Source organism: Listeria grandensis FSL F6-0971 (genome assembly GCF_000525835.1).
GTDB lineage: Bacteria > Bacillota > Bacilli > Lactobacillales > Listeriaceae > Listeria_A > Listeria_A grandensis.
Genome location: NZ_AODD01000023.1, coordinates 17,962 through 34,369 on the forward strand (window position 1 = coordinate 17,962; position 16,408 = coordinate 34,369).

General features: G+C 46.4%; 17 protein-coding genes. 14 read left to right on the forward strand and 3 right to left on the reverse strand.

Features of this window, described 5'->3' with window-relative positions:
* The gene (locus PGRAN_RS12340) at window positions 1-672 is read right to left on the reverse strand and encodes a molybdate ABC transporter permease subunit (protein ID WP_036067435.1); all 672 of its coding nucleotides are present in this window, start codon (window positions 670-672) and stop codon (window positions 1-3) included.
* Between the two features lie 191 nt (window positions 673-863).
* On the opposite strand from PGRAN_RS12340, the gene PGRAN_RS12345 reads away from it, so the two are divergent.
* The 14 genes from PGRAN_RS12345 to PGRAN_RS12410 all read left to right on the forward strand — a co-directional run bounded on the left by PGRAN_RS12345 (window position 864) and on the right by PGRAN_RS12410 (window position 14,812).
* On the forward strand, window positions 864-4,538 hold the full coding sequence (locus PGRAN_RS12345) for a nitrate reductase subunit alpha (protein WP_036067437.1): 3,675 nt from the start codon (window positions 864-866) through the stop codon (window positions 4,536-4,538).
* Entirely contained in the window at window positions 4,528-6,123 is a 1,596-nt protein-coding gene (gene narH / locus PGRAN_RS12350) for a nitrate reductase subunit beta (protein ID WP_036067439.1), read from the forward strand. The genes PGRAN_RS12345 and narH overlap by 11 nt, the downstream gene beginning before the upstream one ends.
* Window positions 6,116-6,691, forward strand: a complete 576-nt coding sequence (narJ, locus tag PGRAN_RS12355; protein WP_036067441.1) for a nitrate reductase molybdenum cofactor assembly chaperone — start codon at window positions 6,116-6,118, stop codon at window positions 6,689-6,691. Before narH ends, narJ begins: the two co-directional genes overlap by 8 nt.
* Window positions 6,681-7,349 carry a respiratory nitrate reductase subunit gamma gene (gene narI, locus PGRAN_RS12360; RefSeq protein ID WP_036067443.1) on the forward strand — a complete coding sequence of 223 codons (669 nt, stop codon included), beginning with the start codon at window positions 6,681-6,683 and terminating at the stop codon, window positions 7,347-7,349. Before narJ ends, narI begins: the two co-directional genes overlap by 11 nt.
* 342 nt (window positions 7,350-7,691) lie before the next feature.
* Entirely contained in the window at window positions 7,692-8,810 is a 1,119-nt protein-coding gene (locus tag PGRAN_RS12365) for a nitrate/nitrite transporter (protein ID WP_065427922.1), read from the forward strand.
* Between the two features lie 96 nt (window positions 8,811-8,906).
* The gene (gene modA / locus PGRAN_RS12370; RefSeq protein ID WP_420911976.1) at window positions 8,907-9,659 is read left to right on the forward strand and encodes a molybdate ABC transporter substrate-binding protein; all 753 of its coding nucleotides are present in this window, start codon (window positions 8,907-8,909) and stop codon (window positions 9,657-9,659) included.
* A gap of 88 nt (window positions 9,660-9,747) precedes the next feature.
* Complete coding sequence (locus tag PGRAN_RS12375) at window positions 9,748-10,968, forward strand: molybdopterin molybdotransferase MoeA (RefSeq protein WP_036067446.1); 1,221 nt, start codon at window positions 9,748-9,750, stop codon at window positions 10,966-10,968.
* A complete protein-coding gene (gene mobB / locus PGRAN_RS12380) occupies window positions 10,947-11,432 on the forward strand; it encodes a molybdopterin-guanine dinucleotide biosynthesis protein B (RefSeq protein WP_036067448.1) in 486 nt (161 codons plus the stop codon). The genes PGRAN_RS12375 and mobB overlap by 22 nt, the downstream gene beginning before the upstream one ends.
* Window positions 11,429-11,851, forward strand: coding sequence for a molybdenum cofactor biosynthesis protein MoaE (locus PGRAN_RS12385; protein ID WP_036067449.1), 423 nt, complete (start codon window positions 11,429-11,431; stop codon window positions 11,849-11,851). The genes mobB and PGRAN_RS12385 overlap by 4 nt, the downstream gene beginning before the upstream one ends.
* Window positions 11,838-12,080: a molybdopterin converting factor subunit 1 gene (moaD, locus tag PGRAN_RS12390; protein WP_036067452.1), complete on the forward strand. Its 243-nt coding sequence runs from the start codon at window positions 11,838-11,840 to the stop codon at window positions 12,078-12,080. The genes PGRAN_RS12385 and moaD overlap by 14 nt, the downstream gene beginning before the upstream one ends.
* Window positions 12,081-12,098: 18 nt before the next feature.
* Window positions 12,099-12,578, forward strand: a complete 480-nt coding sequence (moaC, locus tag PGRAN_RS12395; RefSeq protein WP_036067454.1) for a cyclic pyranopterin monophosphate synthase MoaC — start codon at window positions 12,099-12,101, stop codon at window positions 12,576-12,578.
* 19 nt (window positions 12,579-12,597) lie between these two features.
* Window positions 12,598-13,599 (forward strand): GTP 3',8-cyclase MoaA, encoded by a 1,002-nt coding sequence (moaA, locus tag PGRAN_RS12400; RefSeq protein ID WP_036067455.1) that lies wholly within the window; start codon window positions 12,598-12,600, stop codon window positions 13,597-13,599.
* A gap of 70 nt (window positions 13,600-13,669) precedes the next feature.
* Window positions 13,670-14,230, forward strand: coding sequence for an NADPH-dependent FMN reductase (locus PGRAN_RS12405; protein ID WP_036067456.1), 561 nt, complete (start codon window positions 13,670-13,672; stop codon window positions 14,228-14,230).
* 15 nt (window positions 14,231-14,245) lie between these two features.
* On the forward strand, window positions 14,246-14,812 hold the full coding sequence (locus PGRAN_RS12410; protein ID WP_206537369.1) for an LOG family protein: 567 nt from the start codon (window positions 14,246-14,248) through the stop codon (window positions 14,810-14,812).
* 45 nt (window positions 14,813-14,857) lie between these two features.
* Here PGRAN_RS12410 and PGRAN_RS12415 read toward each other — a convergent pair whose 3' ends face one another.
* Window positions 14,858-15,343 carry a MogA/MoaB family molybdenum cofactor biosynthesis protein gene (locus PGRAN_RS12415; protein WP_036067459.1) on the reverse strand — a complete coding sequence of 162 codons (486 nt, stop codon included), beginning with the start codon at window positions 15,341-15,343 and terminating at the stop codon, window positions 14,858-14,860.
* Window positions 15,344-15,356: 13 nt separating this feature from the next.
* Window positions 15,357-16,352, reverse strand: coding sequence for a ThiF family adenylyltransferase (locus PGRAN_RS12420; protein ID WP_036067460.1), 996 nt, complete (start codon window positions 16,350-16,352; stop codon window positions 15,357-15,359).
* Window positions 16,353-16,408 lie beyond the last annotated feature (56 nt).

Below are 16,408 nucleotides of genomic sequence, written 5' to 3' on the forward strand. Positions count from 1 at the left end.
TTACATTCCTCTCGTTAAGTTAGTTTGGCGGACAGTGAGAATATGGATAACGAGTAGCGCGATGACACCAATGATGACGTTGATGAGGCCAAGGTAGATGGCTGTGCGCATATCGCCTTGTTGGACCATGAAGTAAATACCTGAGGCAATAGTATTCGTTTTTCCTTCGATGTAGCCGGCGACCATGAGTGTTGCTCCAAATTCCCCCATCGCCCGGCAAAAACTCAGTAAAATCCCTGCTAATATTGGCTGCCAGCAGTTAGGCAAGATGATTTTTAAAAAGATCGTTTTGGCGTTAGCGGACAAGGTTTGGGCAGCCCAGACGAGGTCGTGATCAATCGAAAGGAAGGCGCTTTTTAAACCTTGGTACATAATCGGAAGAATGATGATTGTGGTGGCAATAACGGCGCCGGCGAGTGTGAAAATAAAGCTATAGTTGAACGTATTCCATAAGAAAGCCCCGATGAGATCGTGTTTCCCGAATAGGTTGAGTAGGATGAGACCTACGACGGTTGGTGGTAAAACGAGTGGTAACAGAATGATGATTTCAACAATTAATTGGAATCTGGATTTGCGGTTCGCGAAATAGTAGCTGAGTGGAAGCATGGTGAGGAATGCGAGGGATGTGGATGCAATCGCGATTAAGAGTGAGTGTAGGACTGGTGTTAGCATATTCATTAAACCTCCAAAGGGTATGTATTCCTTATCTATTATGTTATTCTAACCGCGCATTGTCAAAGAATATTAGCTGTGAAAATATAGGGATTCTCCTGATGCAAAGAAAAGGATAGGCGTTGTATTATCGAATTAGGTAGGAAGTTCCTAGTTTTATTTGTGAATATAATAACAAATCGAGGTGGTACATAGTGAGGAAAAAAGGTTTGCGGTTCTTTAAACGGACGGAGAAATTTAATGGAAACTGGACGGTGATGGAGGAGAAAAGCCGGGCTTGGGAGAAGATGTATCGGGATCGTTGGAGTCATGATAAAGTGGTTCGCACGACGCATGGTGTCAATTGTACGGGTTCGTGTAGTTGGCAGGTTTTCGTGAAGAACGGGATTATTACATGGGAAAATCAGGCGACGGATTACCCGAGTTGTGGGCCAGATATGCCGGAATTTGAACCTCGTGGTTGTCCGCGTGGCGCGAGTTTTTCGTGGTATGAGTATAGTCCGCTACGTGTGAAATATCCGTATGTGCGCGGGAAATTATGGCGTTTATGGCAAAATGCGTTGAAGCAGTATGGTGACCCGATTAAGGCTTGGGCGAGTATTGTGGAAGACCCTGAGAAGGCGGAGAGCTATAAAAGTGCGCGTGGGAAGGGTGGACAAATTCGGGTGACGTGGCAGGAAGCGTATTATATGGTCGCGGCGATGCTGATTTATACGATTAAGAAATATGGACCGGATCGCTTGGCTGGGTTTACGCCGATTCCTGCGATGTCAATGATAAGCTATGCGGCTGGATCACGGTTTTTGACGCTGCTCGGTGGCGAAATGCTGAGTTTTTACGATTGGTATGCGGATTTACCGCCTGCTTCTCCGCAAATTTGGGGAGAACAGACGGATGTGCCGGAATCGAGTGATTGGTACAACGCTGGTTATATTATGATGTGGGGCTCGAATGTGCCGTTGACTCGGACGCCGGATGCGCATTTTATGACGGAGGTTCGTTATAAGGGGACAAAAGTTGTGGCGGTGGCGCCGGATTATGCGGAGAACGTGAAGTTTGCAGATAATTGGTTGGCGCCGAATCCTGGGACGGATGCTGCACTTGCTCAGGCGATGACGCATGTTATTTTGAAGGAATTTTATGTGGAACGCGCGGAATCGCAGTTTATTGATTACGCGAAACAGTTTACGGATTTGCCGTTTTTGCTGTTGCTTGATCAGACGGATAAGGGTTTAACGCCGGGTCGTTTCTTACGCGAGGATGATTTGTATGCGGGGCTTGAAAGTGGCGCGCACGCGGATTGGAAAACGTGTTTGATTGATGAGACGACGGGCGAGATTGTGGTTCCGAATGGGACGATGGGTCAGCGTTGGGAAGAGGGCGTGAAGTGGAACTTGTCGTTGGAACGCGAGGATGGTTCTGTGATTGCGCCTGCGATGACGGTTGGCTTGGATAGAATAGGCACGGTTGCGTTTCCTTATTTTGATAATACGGGGAATGGCATTTTTGAACGAGAATTGCCGGTTCGGGAAATTACGCTTGCGGATGGCTCGAAGCGCTTAGTTGCGACGGTTTATGATGTGATGTTGAGCCAGTATGGTGTGGCGCGGCATGACGGTGACCGAATGGCGGCTCGTGGTTTGGATGATGCAAAGAGTTTGTATACGCCGGCTTGGCAGGAACCGATTACGGGTGTGAAGGCGTATGTCGTGACGCAGATTGCGCGTGAGTTTGCGCAGAATGCGATTGATACGGGTGGTCGTTCGATGATCATCATGGGTGCGGGAATTAATCATTGGTTTAATAGTGACACGATTTATCGCTCGATTTTGAACTTGGTCATTTTGACGGCATCGCAAGGCGTGAACGGCGGAGGCTGGGCGCATTACGTTGGTCAGGAGAAATGTCGTCCGATTGAGGGCTGGCAAACGGTGGCTTTTGCGAAGGATTGGCAGGGCGCGGTGAGACAGCAGAATGCGACGAGTTTCTGGTATTTTGCAACGGATCAGTGGCGTTATGAGGAGATGGACACGGATGCTTTGAAATCTCCACTGGCGCAAAAAATGAGCTATAAACACCCCGCGGATTACAATGTGTTGGCGGCGCGACTAGGTTGGTTGCCTTCATATCCGCAGTTTAACAAGAATAGTTTGCTGTTTGCGGCGGAAAATAAGGACAAATCGGATGCGGAGATCGTGTCGGGTATTGTCGATGATTTGAAATCGGAGAAATTGCAGTTTGCGGTGGAAGATCCGGATAATCCAGTGAATTTCCCGCGTGGCCTTTTTGTATGGCGCTCGAACCTTGTTTCTTCTAGTGGGAAGGGTCAGGAGTACTTTATGAAGCATTTGTTTGGCACGACGAATAATTTGTTGTCGACGCCAAATGATGAATTTAAGCCGGAGGAAATGGTGTGGCGCGATGAGGAAACGGAAGGGAAATTGGACCTGATGGTGACGCTTGATTTCCGGATGACGGCGACGCCCATTTATTCGGACGTGGTGCTTCCTGCTGCGACTTGGTATGAGAAGACGGATATTTCGAGTACGGATATGCATCCTTTTGTGCATCCGTTTAACCCAGCGATTAGCCCGCTTTGGGAGTCGAAATCGGATTGGAATATTTTTAAGGATTTGAGTCAGACGTTTTCTGAGATGGCGAAGGATCATTTACACGAGGTGCAGCGCGATGTGATTATGTTGCCGCTGAACCATGATTCGCCAATGGAGATTTCGCAACCTTATGGTGAGATTAAGGATTGGAAAAAAGGCGAGGTTGAGGCGATTCCTGGTAAGACGATGCCGCATTTCCAATTTGTAGAGCGGGATTATACGCAAATTTACGATAAGTTTATTACGCTTGGTCCGAATGTTGGGACGGGTAAGGTCGGCGCGCATGGGACGCAGTTCTCGGTCGCTGAGGAATATGAGGAAATGAAGGGCATTAACGGGATTTATGAGGATGACTCGATGAAGAACGGGATGCCGATGATGGAGTCGGAACGACAGGCGGCGAACGCGATTCTGCATATCTCTAGTGCGACGAACGGGAAGGTGGCAGTTCGGGCTTGGGAAGTGGCGGAGGGCGCGACGGGGATGGCGCTTAGTCATTTAGCGAAGCCTCGCGAGGCGGAGCGGATTACGTTCCAAAGCATTACGGCGCAACCGCGTGAAGTGATTCCGACGCCAGTGTTTACAGGTTCGAATACGGACGGTAAGCGTTATTCGCCATTTACGACGAATATTGAGCATTTGGTTCCATTTCGGACGCTGACTGGGCGACAACATTTTTACATTGATCATGAGATGTTTTTGCAGTATGGGGAGTCGTTGCCAGTGTATAAGCCGACGTTGCCACCACAAGTTTTTGCGCCTCGTGATAAGGAGATTGTGGAGACGCCGGATACGATTGTGTTGCGCTATTTAACACCGCACGGTAAGTGGAATATTCACAGTATGTACCAAGATAATCAGCATATGTTGACGCTTTTCCGTGGTGGTCCGAACGTGTGGATTAACCATGAAGACGCCGAGGCTGGCAAAATTAAAGACAATGACTGGCTCGAAGCTTATAACCGAAATGGTGTTGTAACGGCTCGTGCGGTCGTGAGTCACAGAATGCCAAAAGGAACGATGTACATGTATCATGCGCAAGACCGTCATATCAACGTTCCAGGGACTTCGATTACGGGAACGCGAGGCGGCAGTCACAATGCGCCGACAAAAATCCACGTGAAACCAACGCAAATGGTTGGTGGGTATGCACAACTTAGCTACGGTTTTAACTATTATGGACCAATTGGAAATCAGCGGGATCTCTATGTTGCTGTCCGGAAACTGAACGAGGTGAATTGGCTTGAAGATTAAAGCGCAAGTAGGAATGGTAATGAATCTAGATAAATGCATCGGCTGCCATACGTGTAGTGTGACGTGTAAAAATACGTGGACAAACCGCCCTGGTGCTGAGTATATCTGGTTTAATAATGTAGAAACAAAGCCCGGCATTGGTTATCCGAAACAATGGGAAGACCAAGAACGCTATAAAGGCGGCTGGAAACTGAAAAAAGGAAAGTTGGAGTTGGCGGCTGGTTCGAAGTGGAATAAAGTCATGCTCGGAAAAATTTTCTACAATCCAGATATGCCGGAATTAAAGGATTATTATGAACCGTGGACGTACAATTACGATACGCTTTTCACGCCGAAAGAGAAGAAGAATCAACCGGTGGCGCGTCCGAAATCTGTGATTACAGGTAAAAACATGGAAATCGAATGGGGTCCAAACTGGGAGGATGATTTGGCGGGAGCACCAACAACGATGCCGCTTGATCCGAACATGAAAAACATCGAAACAGAGATAAAAACGAATTTTGAGACAGCGTTTATGATGTATTTGCCGCGTTTGTGTGAGCATTGTTTGAATCCTTCTTGTGTGGCGTCGTGTCCGAGTGGTGCGATGTATAAACGCGATGAGGATGGAATTGTACTGGTTGACCAAGAAGCGTGTCGCGGATGGCGTTACTGCATGACTGGTTGCCCGTATAAAAAGGTATATTTCAACTGGAAAACGAATAAGGCGGAGAAATGCACGTTCTGTTTCCCTCGTATTGAGGCTGGCTTGCCAACCGTTTGTTCGGAGACGTGTACAGGTCGAATTCGCTATCTTGGTGTGATGCTGTATGATGCGGACGGTGTCAAAGAAGCGGCATCTGTGGAGGACGAGAAGGAGCTGTATCAAAAACAACTAGACTTGTTCCTTGATCCACATGATCCCGCGGTGATTGAGCAAGCGCGCAAAGATGGGATTAAAGAAGACTGGATTAAAGCTGCACAGAATTCGCCGGTTTACAAAATGGCGAAGGAATATAAGATTGCGTTCCCACTACATCCAGAATACCGCACAATGCCAATGGTTTGGTACGTGCCACCACTTTCACCAATCATGAACTATTTTGAAGGGAAAGATTCGATTAATAATCCGGATATGATTTTCCCAGCGATTGATGAAATGCGGATTCCTGTCGATTATTTGGCGAGTTTGTTGACAGCAGGGAACACCGATGTGATTAAGACGTCGCTACAAAAAATGGCGATGATGCGGATGTATATGCGCGCGGTGAGTTCTGGCAAAGATTTTGATACGGAAAAATTAGCGCGAATCGGCATGACGGAGCAGGAAGTGAAGAAGATGTATCGCCTGCTTGCGATTGCGAAATACGAGGACCGTTTTGTGATTCCGGCGAGTCATAAAGAGGATTACATCGATACGTATAAAGCGCAAGGTTCGTCTGGTTTTTCGGAAGATGTTTGTGGTGGTTGTAGTCTGGCGGATCAGATTAATAAACCGGATGTTACGAATACACCGATGTCGATGGGAAATAGTACGCAACAGCCTTCGAAATCAACGCAAGATATGTATGAAGAAAGTTTTTATGGGGGGATTTGGCGTGATTAATTATGCCTTACTAGACGAAAAACGTGCTGTTTTTGGCGCTATTTCGGCAGTTTTGTCGTATCCTGAAAAACGCTTTATCAATGATCGTTTTCTGCTTTTAGAAACGTTTCAGAATCCTAAAACGCTGGAATTAATAACGGCGTTTTGGGAGGAAATTTCTGCGCTGACTTTTGGTGAAATTACGGAAACGTATGTGGACACGTTTGATTTTAATAAAAAGACGACGCTTTACATGACGTTTTATAAATTCGAAGATGCGCGGGAACGTGGGCAGATGTTGGCGAAGTTGAAAGTGCTTTATGAGATGTTTGGTTTGTTGCCAGATGACGCGGAGTTGACGGATTATTTGCCGCTCATGCTCGAGTTTATTGATGCGGGTGATTGGTATCTGGATGCGCGTTCTGGTGATAGTATGGAGCTTTTGATTGGCGTGATTGAAGATGGTTCGTATCATTTGCTCCGGGCACTTGAAGAGGCGGGGAATCCGTATCGTTTTGTAATTGAAGCAATGCGAAATGAACTGCGCGTTTGCGTGAAACAGGGAGAGGAGAAGCAGCATGTGGAATAATTTTTTATGGGTTGTTTTGCCCTATCTTGTTTTGGCGAGTTTCGTGTTTGGACATATTTTCCGCTATCGGTACGATCATTTTACGGTGACCTCGAAGTCTTCGGAAATGATTGAGAAAAAGCAATTGATGATTGGTAGTATTTTATTTCATATCGGGATTATTTTCGTTGTCGGCGGGCATTTCATCGGCTTGGTGATTCCGAAAAGTTGGACGACATCGATTGGGATTAGTGAGCATACGTACCATTTGGTGGCAGTCGGGATTGGTAGTATTTTCGGGATTATGGCGTTTGTGGGGATGTTTTTATTGACGTTCCGGCGGTTGTCGAATGATCGCGTGCGGATGACGAGTTCGATTATGGACATCATCGTGAATGTGACGTTGTTGTTGACGCTTTTCCTCGGAATGGCCAGTACGTTGTTTGCAAACCGGGCGAATCCTGGATTTGATTACCGAGAATCGATTGCGGTTTGGTTTAGGCAGTTGTTCATTTTTCAGCCAGATGCAAGTCTGATGGCGAACGTGCCGGTATTCTTCCAGCTGCATATCATTAGTGCGTTTATTATTTTCGCGCTGTTTCCATACACGCGTTTAGTCCATGCGTGGAGCGTGCCATTGTCGTATTTGAAGAGGAGTTATATTATTTATCGAAAATGAAAAGTGGAAATGGCCCGTTATGTTGATGAACTTTCAAACCATCGTTTGGTTTGATTTAGTGAATCAATAGGCAGTGGAGCATTGCGAGACTGACAACCTTTTAATTGTTAGGGGCGCAGATGTCGGAGGAACGAATGTTCACACTCATATTGAGGCTCTAACTCAGCAAAATATGCTTCCTAAGAGTCACAACAAATTCCGAGAGGCTGGCCGTTGGAGCTGGATCCAGAGGCGCCAAGCAAGACGCCTTATATGATTTTCTAAACCGAGGGGAGAAAATAAACATGCAACATACATCAAAAAAAAGACGCGTATATCGCGCTCACCATTGCCACCGTTGCGATGGCGATTTCATTCATGGTCTGGGCTTCTTTATCGCCAGTTTCTAATCAGATTGCCGCAGAATTTGGGCTATCTGCTTCACAAAAAAGTTTACTTATCGCAACGCCAGTACTTCTGGGATCGATTATGCGGATTCCAATGGGGATTTTGAGCGATCGGTATGGTGGTAAGAAGATATATATTATCACGATGCTATTTACGCTAATTCCGTTGGTGTTGATTCCGTTTGCGAGTACTTATTTATATTTAATGCTTTGCGCATTTTTTATCGGTATGGCGGGGACGACTTTTGCCATCGCAATTTCTTACGTTTCCACCTTTTTCCCAGCTGAAAAACAAGGCTTAATTCTTGGTATTGCTGGAATGGGGAACATTGGGAATGCACTTTCTGGTCTGATTATTCCACGCATTAACGCGAATTGGGGATTCGACTGGATCTATTATTCCTTGATGATTGCGATTGTGGTGATTGTCGCTATATTTGCGATTTTTGCGAAAGAAATGACATTGTCGACGGAAAAGAAAACTTTGAAGCAGTCGTTATCGGTTGTGAAGGATAAAAATACTTGGTATCTATCTTTGTTCTACTTCCTGACATTTGGTTCTTTTGTGGCGCTTAGTAACTATTTACCGGCGTTTATGGGTGATCAATTCTCGATTGGGGCAGTGAACGCTGGACTGTTTTCTGCTGGATTTGCAGCGACCGCGACATTCATGCGACCTGTAGGTGGGATTTTAGCGGATAAATTCAATCCGCCGAAACTGTTGACCACTGGTTTTGCGATGATTGCTGTAGCCGCGTTCTTGATTGCTTTTTCACTCACGCAGTACGGCATATTCACAACGCTTATTTTTATCACCGCGCTAATTGTAGGCCTTGGAAACGGGATTATTTTCAAAATGGTGCCGATGGTTTCAAAAGGGAATACGGGTGCTGTGACGGGATTTGTTGGTGCGGCCGGCGGACTTGGTGGATTTTTCCCACCGCTTTTGTTAGGTATTATTAAACAAAATATGGGTTCTTATACGCTCGGATTTATTTTGCTCGGCGTGTTTGCCCTCATTTGTCTTGTGACGGTTTGGATTGTTTATTTACGCAAGCAAGCCGTGACAACCTGATTTGAAATGGAAGGCAGTGGAACTATTTCGCTGTCTTTTTTTGAGGAAATTCCGTACAATAGGGATAGACTGAAATAGGGGGTATTGTAGATGAAAATGTGGATAAAAAGTGGGCTGATTTTTGCTGGGGTACTATTGGTTTTGGCAGGTTGCGGCACGCAAGAACCGCAAACGATACATATTTCTGTGGCGGCAAGTTTGAAAGATGTGATGGATGATGTGAAACCTTTGTATGAGAAGGAGCATGACCATGTGACATTAGAATTCGACTTTGCTGGTTCAGGGCAAATCCGCGAACGTGTGGAAAATGGGGCACCGATTGATGGTGTTTTACTAGCGAGCGTGGCGGATACGGATAAATTGATGGCGAAGAAATGGATTGATGGTAAACAGGAAATTGCTTCGAATACGCTGGTAGCTGTGATGCCGAGTAAGACTGTTCCGAGTGGTGATATCGAGTCAGAATTGGCGAAGGCTCGTGTGATTGCAATTGGCGATCCTGCTTCGGTGCCTGCGGGAAAATACGCGGAGGAGTTTTTGACGAAAGAGAAGTTGATGGCTAGCGTGAAGTCGCGTTTGGTGAAGGCAAGCGATGTGCGTCAAGTGTTGGCGTATGTGGAGTCGGGAAATGCGGATATTGGTTTCGTTTATCAAACGGACGCGATGATTTCAAATAAAGTGCAGACGGCGTATAAGATTAGCAATGAGTTGCACAGCCCGATTGGGTATTATGCGGCGACGGTGAAGGATACGGATGCGGTCGATGAGACATCTCAATTCATGGATTACATGAAGGGCACACAAGCGCAGAAAATTTTGAAGAAGTATGGATTTGGCGGAGCGAACTAACATGAAGTGAGCGCTTACACTGTTATTTTCATGGGGTTTGATGTATAGTGGAACTAGTTGGAATTTGCGAAAAAAGGAAGTGTTGGGCATGTTGGATAAACGGGTAGCCATTCGAGTGGAGGAAGCGCAGAAAAGATTGTTGGAGAACGCGGTCATGCTTGGCGCAGAAAAGATTGGGATAGCAGACGCGAACGGCCGAATCTTGGCGCAGGAAGTAGCAGCAACGATGGCGATGCCGTATTTCAGGCGTTCCGGATATGACGGTTTTGCGATTAGGGCTGAGGATGACGCGAATTATCCGCGAACATTTCAGGTTGTAGCGGATGTACCATGCGGTTCCGCGTATAATCACGATTTGCAGGAAAACGAGACGGTGCGCATCATGACCGGCGCTAAAGTTCCTGAGAATGCCGGCAAAATTATCATGTTGGAGCAGTCCCGCGAAACAGGAGACGCTACAACAATCACACTCATTAACACGCATAAAAATACCAACATCACAGAGCGCGGCGAAGAATTCGAGGCAGGCGCAACACTGCTCCAAGCCCATCATCATTTGAACCCAGGCTCAATCAGCCTACTCGCAGCATTTGGCATCCCGGCCGTGACCGTTTTCCGTCGACCGCGCGTCGCGATTTTATCCACGGGTTCCGAGCTTGTCCAACCTGGTGCGCCCCTCCCAGACGGGAAAATTTTCAACAGTAATCATCTGATGTTGGCGGCGCTTGCGAAAGAGGCAGGCGCGGAAGTCATTGCGGTGGAACAAATTGAGGACGACCTAGCGTTGACCAAAAATCGACTCACCGATCTTGCGAAACAGGCTGATTTAGTCCTGACAACAGGCGGTGTTTCCGTCGGGGACTTCGATTTCATGGCGATTATCGCAAAAGAAGATGCCGAACTGCTCTACAACAAAATCCAAATGCGGCCGGGCAGCGTCACGACGGCGATGCGGTATGAAAATACACTAGTTGCGGCTTTATCGGGCAATCCAGGCGCCTGCTTCACCGCGTTCCACCTGCTCATCGCGCCAGTGCTCGCCAAAATGAGCGGTGACATCGAAACCCAGTTCACTTTTCAACCAGCAAAGATGGGCGCTGATTACTCGAAAAACAATGCTTACGATCGCTTTTTACGCGGTCAATTGCTCTACGAGGCGGGCGAATTAACCGCTGTTCCCGTCGGCAGTGATATGTCGAGCGCGCTAGGAAACTTACACCTAACCGAGTGTCTCATCAAAATACCGAGTGGCAAAACTGGCAAAAATAAAGGGGAGGAGATCGAGATATGGCGCTTATCTTCCAAATAACCGGATTCAAAAAAAGCGGGAAAACAACGATGACAAACTGCTTTGTGCAGCAATTAAAAGCACAAGATTATACGGTGGCAGTTATCAAACATGACGTGCATGCCTTTGCAATCGACCATCCAAACACAGATTCCTACTCGTTTCGTGAAAGCGGTGCGGATATAGTCGCGCTATCTTCCTCCTCCCAGCACGCGATGATGGTGGACCAAGGAATCACGCTAAAAGACATGATTGCGAGTTTGCCGCCAACTGATGTGATTTTAATCGAAGGCTACAAGGAAGCGCCGTTTCCAAAAATTGTGATGGTGCGGGACGCAGAGGATATTGCTACGCTAGAAACATTACCAGCCGTATACAAGATGGCGACATTGCGCGATAACCTCCCAGCTAACATTTTGAAAGTGAGTACGCAAGATGCACAAGAGACATTATGTCAGACGATAATCGAGGAATTTTTACAATGATAGATGTCAGGTTGCAACAGGAGCCGATTGATGTTGGCGCCACATACCAAGAGTTAGTAAATGCTAGATTTGGCGCCGTGAATATGTTTGTCGGGACGATTCGTGAATGGACGGGAGAAATCCAGACGCAAACGATTCGTTACACGGCGTATAAAGAAATGGCGATCAAGGAACTGTCCAAACTCGCGCAGGAAGTAGAGACAAAATATGACGCCGATGTGATTGTGATTCACCGGCTAGGTGAGTTAGCGTTGACCGATATCGCCGTATTTATCGGCGTCGCAACGCCTCACCGTGCCGCTTCTTATGAAGGTTCGCGTTTTATCATTGAAGAACTAAAAAAACGCGTACCAATTTGGAAAGAAGAAGTGGATACGGATCGTGTTCGTTGGGGAGGTGAGCGAGATGACGCCCATTAAACTATTCGCTTTTCTCGTGCAGAAAGCAGGATTTCAAGAAGTGAATCTCGACCTTTCTGATTGCAAGACTGTTGCAGATGTGAGACAGTTAGTAAGTAAGGAAATTCCAGCGATTGAGGCCGACGTGGCGAAATGCATGATTGCGGTCAACATGGAGTTTCAAACAGACGATAGCCTGCTGACAGACGTTTCAGAAATCGCGATAATCCCTCCAGTAAGCGGAGGATGAGATGAAGGAGACGATAAAATGACTGATGAACTATCCCATTTCAATGATGAACAACGCGCCCACATGGTAGATGTAACGAAGAAAAGTGAGACACAAAGACGTGCGATCGCCGAAACAACGCTACATATGGAAGAAGCGACCTTGACGCGTATTAAAGACGGACGCATCGATAAAGGTGATGTACTAGCCGTTGCGCAAGTTGCGGGAATCATGGCTACCAAAAAAACAAGCGAACTAATCCCAATGTGCCATCCAATCATGACGACGAAAGTCAATATCATGTTCACTGATGATGGCAAAGATCACTTAACGATTGTCGCCGAAGTTGTCACGATTGGAAAAACCGGCGTTGAGATGGAAGCTTTGACCGCCGTAACTGTAACCGCGCTAACCGTTTACGACATGTGCAAAGCAATAGATAAAAAAATCGTCATTGGAAACACCCATCTCGTTGAAAAAACAGGTGGCAAAAGCGGAAAATTCCGTTTCGATAAATAACGAATAGGAGGTAGATATCATGCAATTATTAACCGATCGCTTTGGACGCGTCCATGATTATATCCGCATTTCCGTCACCGACCGTTGTAATTTACGTTGTGTTTATTGTATGCCCGATGAAGGTATGACGTTCCTACCTCACGAGAAAGTCCTATCCAAAGATGAGATTGTGGACTTCATGAAAATCATGGTCGGCTTTGGCATCAAAAAAGTCCGTATTACAGGCGGTGAGCCACTTTTACGAACCGATATCGTGGACATTATCGCAGGTATCAGCGCTATTCCAGAAATCGAGGATATTGCGGTAACGACAAACGCGATGTATCTCGTCAAAAAAGCAGAAGCCTTGAAAGCAGCTGGTTTAACGCGTGTCAACATCAGCTTAGATTCCCTACACGAAGACCGTTTTAAAACCATTACACGAGGTGGTAAGTTACAAAAAGTACTAGACGGTATCGCGAAAGCAGAAGAAGTCGGATTTTTCCCGATTAAACTGAACGTCGTCTTGATTAAAGGTCAGAACGACGATGAAATTTTAGATTTCCTGCAATTTACGAAAGATAAGGATATCAACATTCGCTTTATCGAGTATATGCCGATTGGTCATGCTGGCGACGGTTGGAAAAAGCAGTATTTGTCACTACAAACGATTTTTGATGCTTGTGAAGAAGCTGGGCTTTCATACAAACCAGTGGACTCGATTCGCGGCAACGGTCCATCTGAAAACTATCGTTTAGAAGGAGCAAAAGGCACATTTGGCCTGATTCACCCAGTCAGTTCCCATTTTTGCGCTAGCTGTAACCGGTTGCGTTTGACTGCAGATGGCTACATTAAGGCGTGCCTGTATTGGGATGAAGAAATGAATATTCGCCCGTTCATTGATGACCCAGAGAAATTGATGGCACTCGTGCAAAAGTCCATCGACAATAAACCGGAAAGTCATGAGATGGCGATTGCCTTGCAAGACGAAATGCAATCGCACAAACCAACGACGAGGCGCATGAGTCAAATCGGAGGATAATGAAAAACGCCAAAGTCTGTGTCTCGTTTTCGAGATGCAGGCTTTTGCGTCATAAAAGGAGTCGTGAAAAATGTCTGAAAAACCAAAGATAGGCCTCATTATCGGAAGTAACCGACCAACACGCGTCTGCCGTACGGTGGCAGAATGGGCGATGAAAGAAATGGAACACGAAGCGCTAAACCTGAGCCTGATCGACCTTGCCGAAATCAACTTACCATTTTTAGACGAACCAGAAATTCCAGCACATCATAACTACCAACAAGCACACACGAAGGCTTGGAGCGACTTAATCAGCGGCTACGATGGCTTCGTTCTCGTTTTTCCGCAATATAACTGGGGGTATCCCGCCGTCTTAAAAAATGCGTTGGACTTCCTATATGATGAATGGCGCGCGAAACCGGTGAGCATCATGTGCTACGGCGGACATGGCGGTTTCCAAGCAACGCTTAGCATGAAGCTCGTGACGCAAGGTTTACATATGCACAATATGGCGACCAACCCACCACTTGACATTTCGGATGAGATGTTCGATGCATCCGGCCAATTTAAAAACATTGAAAAAGACTTCGCGCCCTATAAAACCTCTTTACAAGCAGTATCTAATGAATTCGCGAACCTTTTAACCAAATAGATGGAGTTGCCACGTTTGAATTATATCGCAGTATTTTGTGGAGCAAGCATGGGAAACAGTCCAATATACCAAGAAGCAACCATAGCACTCGGAAAATGGATTGCAGAAAACCACGATGGCCTCGTTTACGGTGGCGGAAAAGTAGGTCTGATGGGCGTGCTCGCAGATCAAGTTTTAGCAAGTGGCGCTGAGGTGATTGGCGTCATTCCAGAGGCGTTGAAAAATAGAGAGATGGCGCATGAACGGTTGACGGAACTGCATGTCGTTGCGAATATGCACGAAAGAAAAGCACAAATGATTGCATCGGCGAACGTATATATTGCTATGCCTGGCGGACCAGGAACGCTAGAAGAAATCACCGAAGTTATTTCATGGGGAAGAATTGGCGAGCATACGAATCCATGTATTCTATACAATGTGAATGGTTATTATGATTTGCTCGGAAAGTTTTACGACAAAATGGTAGAAGAGGGCTTTTTAACACCAGCCGACCGTGACAAAATTTTGATATCGGAATCACTGGATGAGATCGACCAATTTATAGCTTCTTACGTGCCTCCAATGATTCGTACCTATAAATAACGCAAAAAATCCTAGCGATACGCACACCGCTAGGATTTTTTAATTCTATTTTCGACGTTCTGCCAAGAAGTGTGGCAATTCTGGAATAATGAGTTGGTTAATCGCAAGTCCGCAAGCGTTGGATGAACCAGGAAGAACGAAAAGTAACACATTATCGAGCGTAAACCCGGCAAAAGCCCGTGACAACATTGCCCGTGTTCCAATCTCTTTGTAACTAAGCATCCGGAACAGCTCGCCAAAACCGGGAATCTCTTGTGCAACTTGGTCCCACAATGCTTCAAAGGTCACATCGCGCACAGCAATACCCGTACCCCCATTTGAAATTACACAATCACATTGCGGTTTCAATTTGGCGAGCCCTTCGTTGATCAAGAAATCATCATCCTTCACAACAATGCGTTGCGTCACAACGTGTCCCGCCGCTTCAAGCGCCTCCGCGAGCAACTGCCCACTTTTATCTGTATCCAAATTCCTCGTATCACTAATGGTCAAAATGCCAACCCGAGCCTGAATAAATTCCTTCTGTTCCATGTTTTGCGCCTCCTCAAATTTCATTAAAAAAGTGCTGATATTGCTTCTTCGCTATCATTAAATCATCCGTCCCGTGCACCAACACACGCCCATTTTGAAAAACGGTGAAATCATATCCCTGAAAACAAAACGTCAAAACAAAGCGATTCGTTTGAAAAATAATATCCTGATTTTGAAGTACCATCTCTAACTCGCGAAAATCAATCGCCGAACCAATCTGAAACTGCACCGTATCACGCCCGCAAAGTAGAACTGGTTGCTTTGAAAACAAAATCTCAGCCGTCTCACCGCGCACACAAACCGCACAATCAGGATTCCGCTTTACACCAAACGCTTGAAATGTCATCTCCCAATTATCCATCTGATAATACTTCGCGCTTCGTTCCCCAAGCAACAGCTTCGTCAAAAGTGACACCTGAAGCCCCGAAAGCATCGGAATAAGCGCACCATGAACCCCGATAATATCACAACTCGTCTCATTAAAAAGCGGCATTTTCTCCATCAGGCAATGCAAACAAGCCGTCTCATCAGGAATAATCGGCATCACATTCGCAAATGTCCCCGCGCATGACGCAAAAACCCATGGTACTCGCTGATCCAAGCACCATTGATTCAAAAAGCGCCGCGTCGCAAAATTATCCGTACAATCCAAAACCGCGTCCACATTTCCCGCAAAAGGCAACAACGACTGAGGATTCGCATCATCCACCAAGAAATCAATCTGAACATCCCGATTAATCGCGCGTAGCGCCTTTGCCGCCGCCCACGCCTTCGCCTCTTTTTGCATCGCGTCCTGTTCCGTAAACAACGTTTGCCGTTGCAAATTCGATAATTCCACAAAATCACGATCCACTAAAATAAGCCGTCCAATTCCCATCCGAGCCGCAATTTCCGCTGCGTATGTACCAATCGCACCGACCCCAACAATCAGAACCGTGCTCGCCTGCAACGTCTCCTGTCCTGTCTTCCCAATCTGAGCGACCCGCATTTGCCGATCATAACGCTCCATATGAAACACCTTCTTCCTGCTCTTCCATTTTACCAGAAAACCGCTCACGAAGCTGT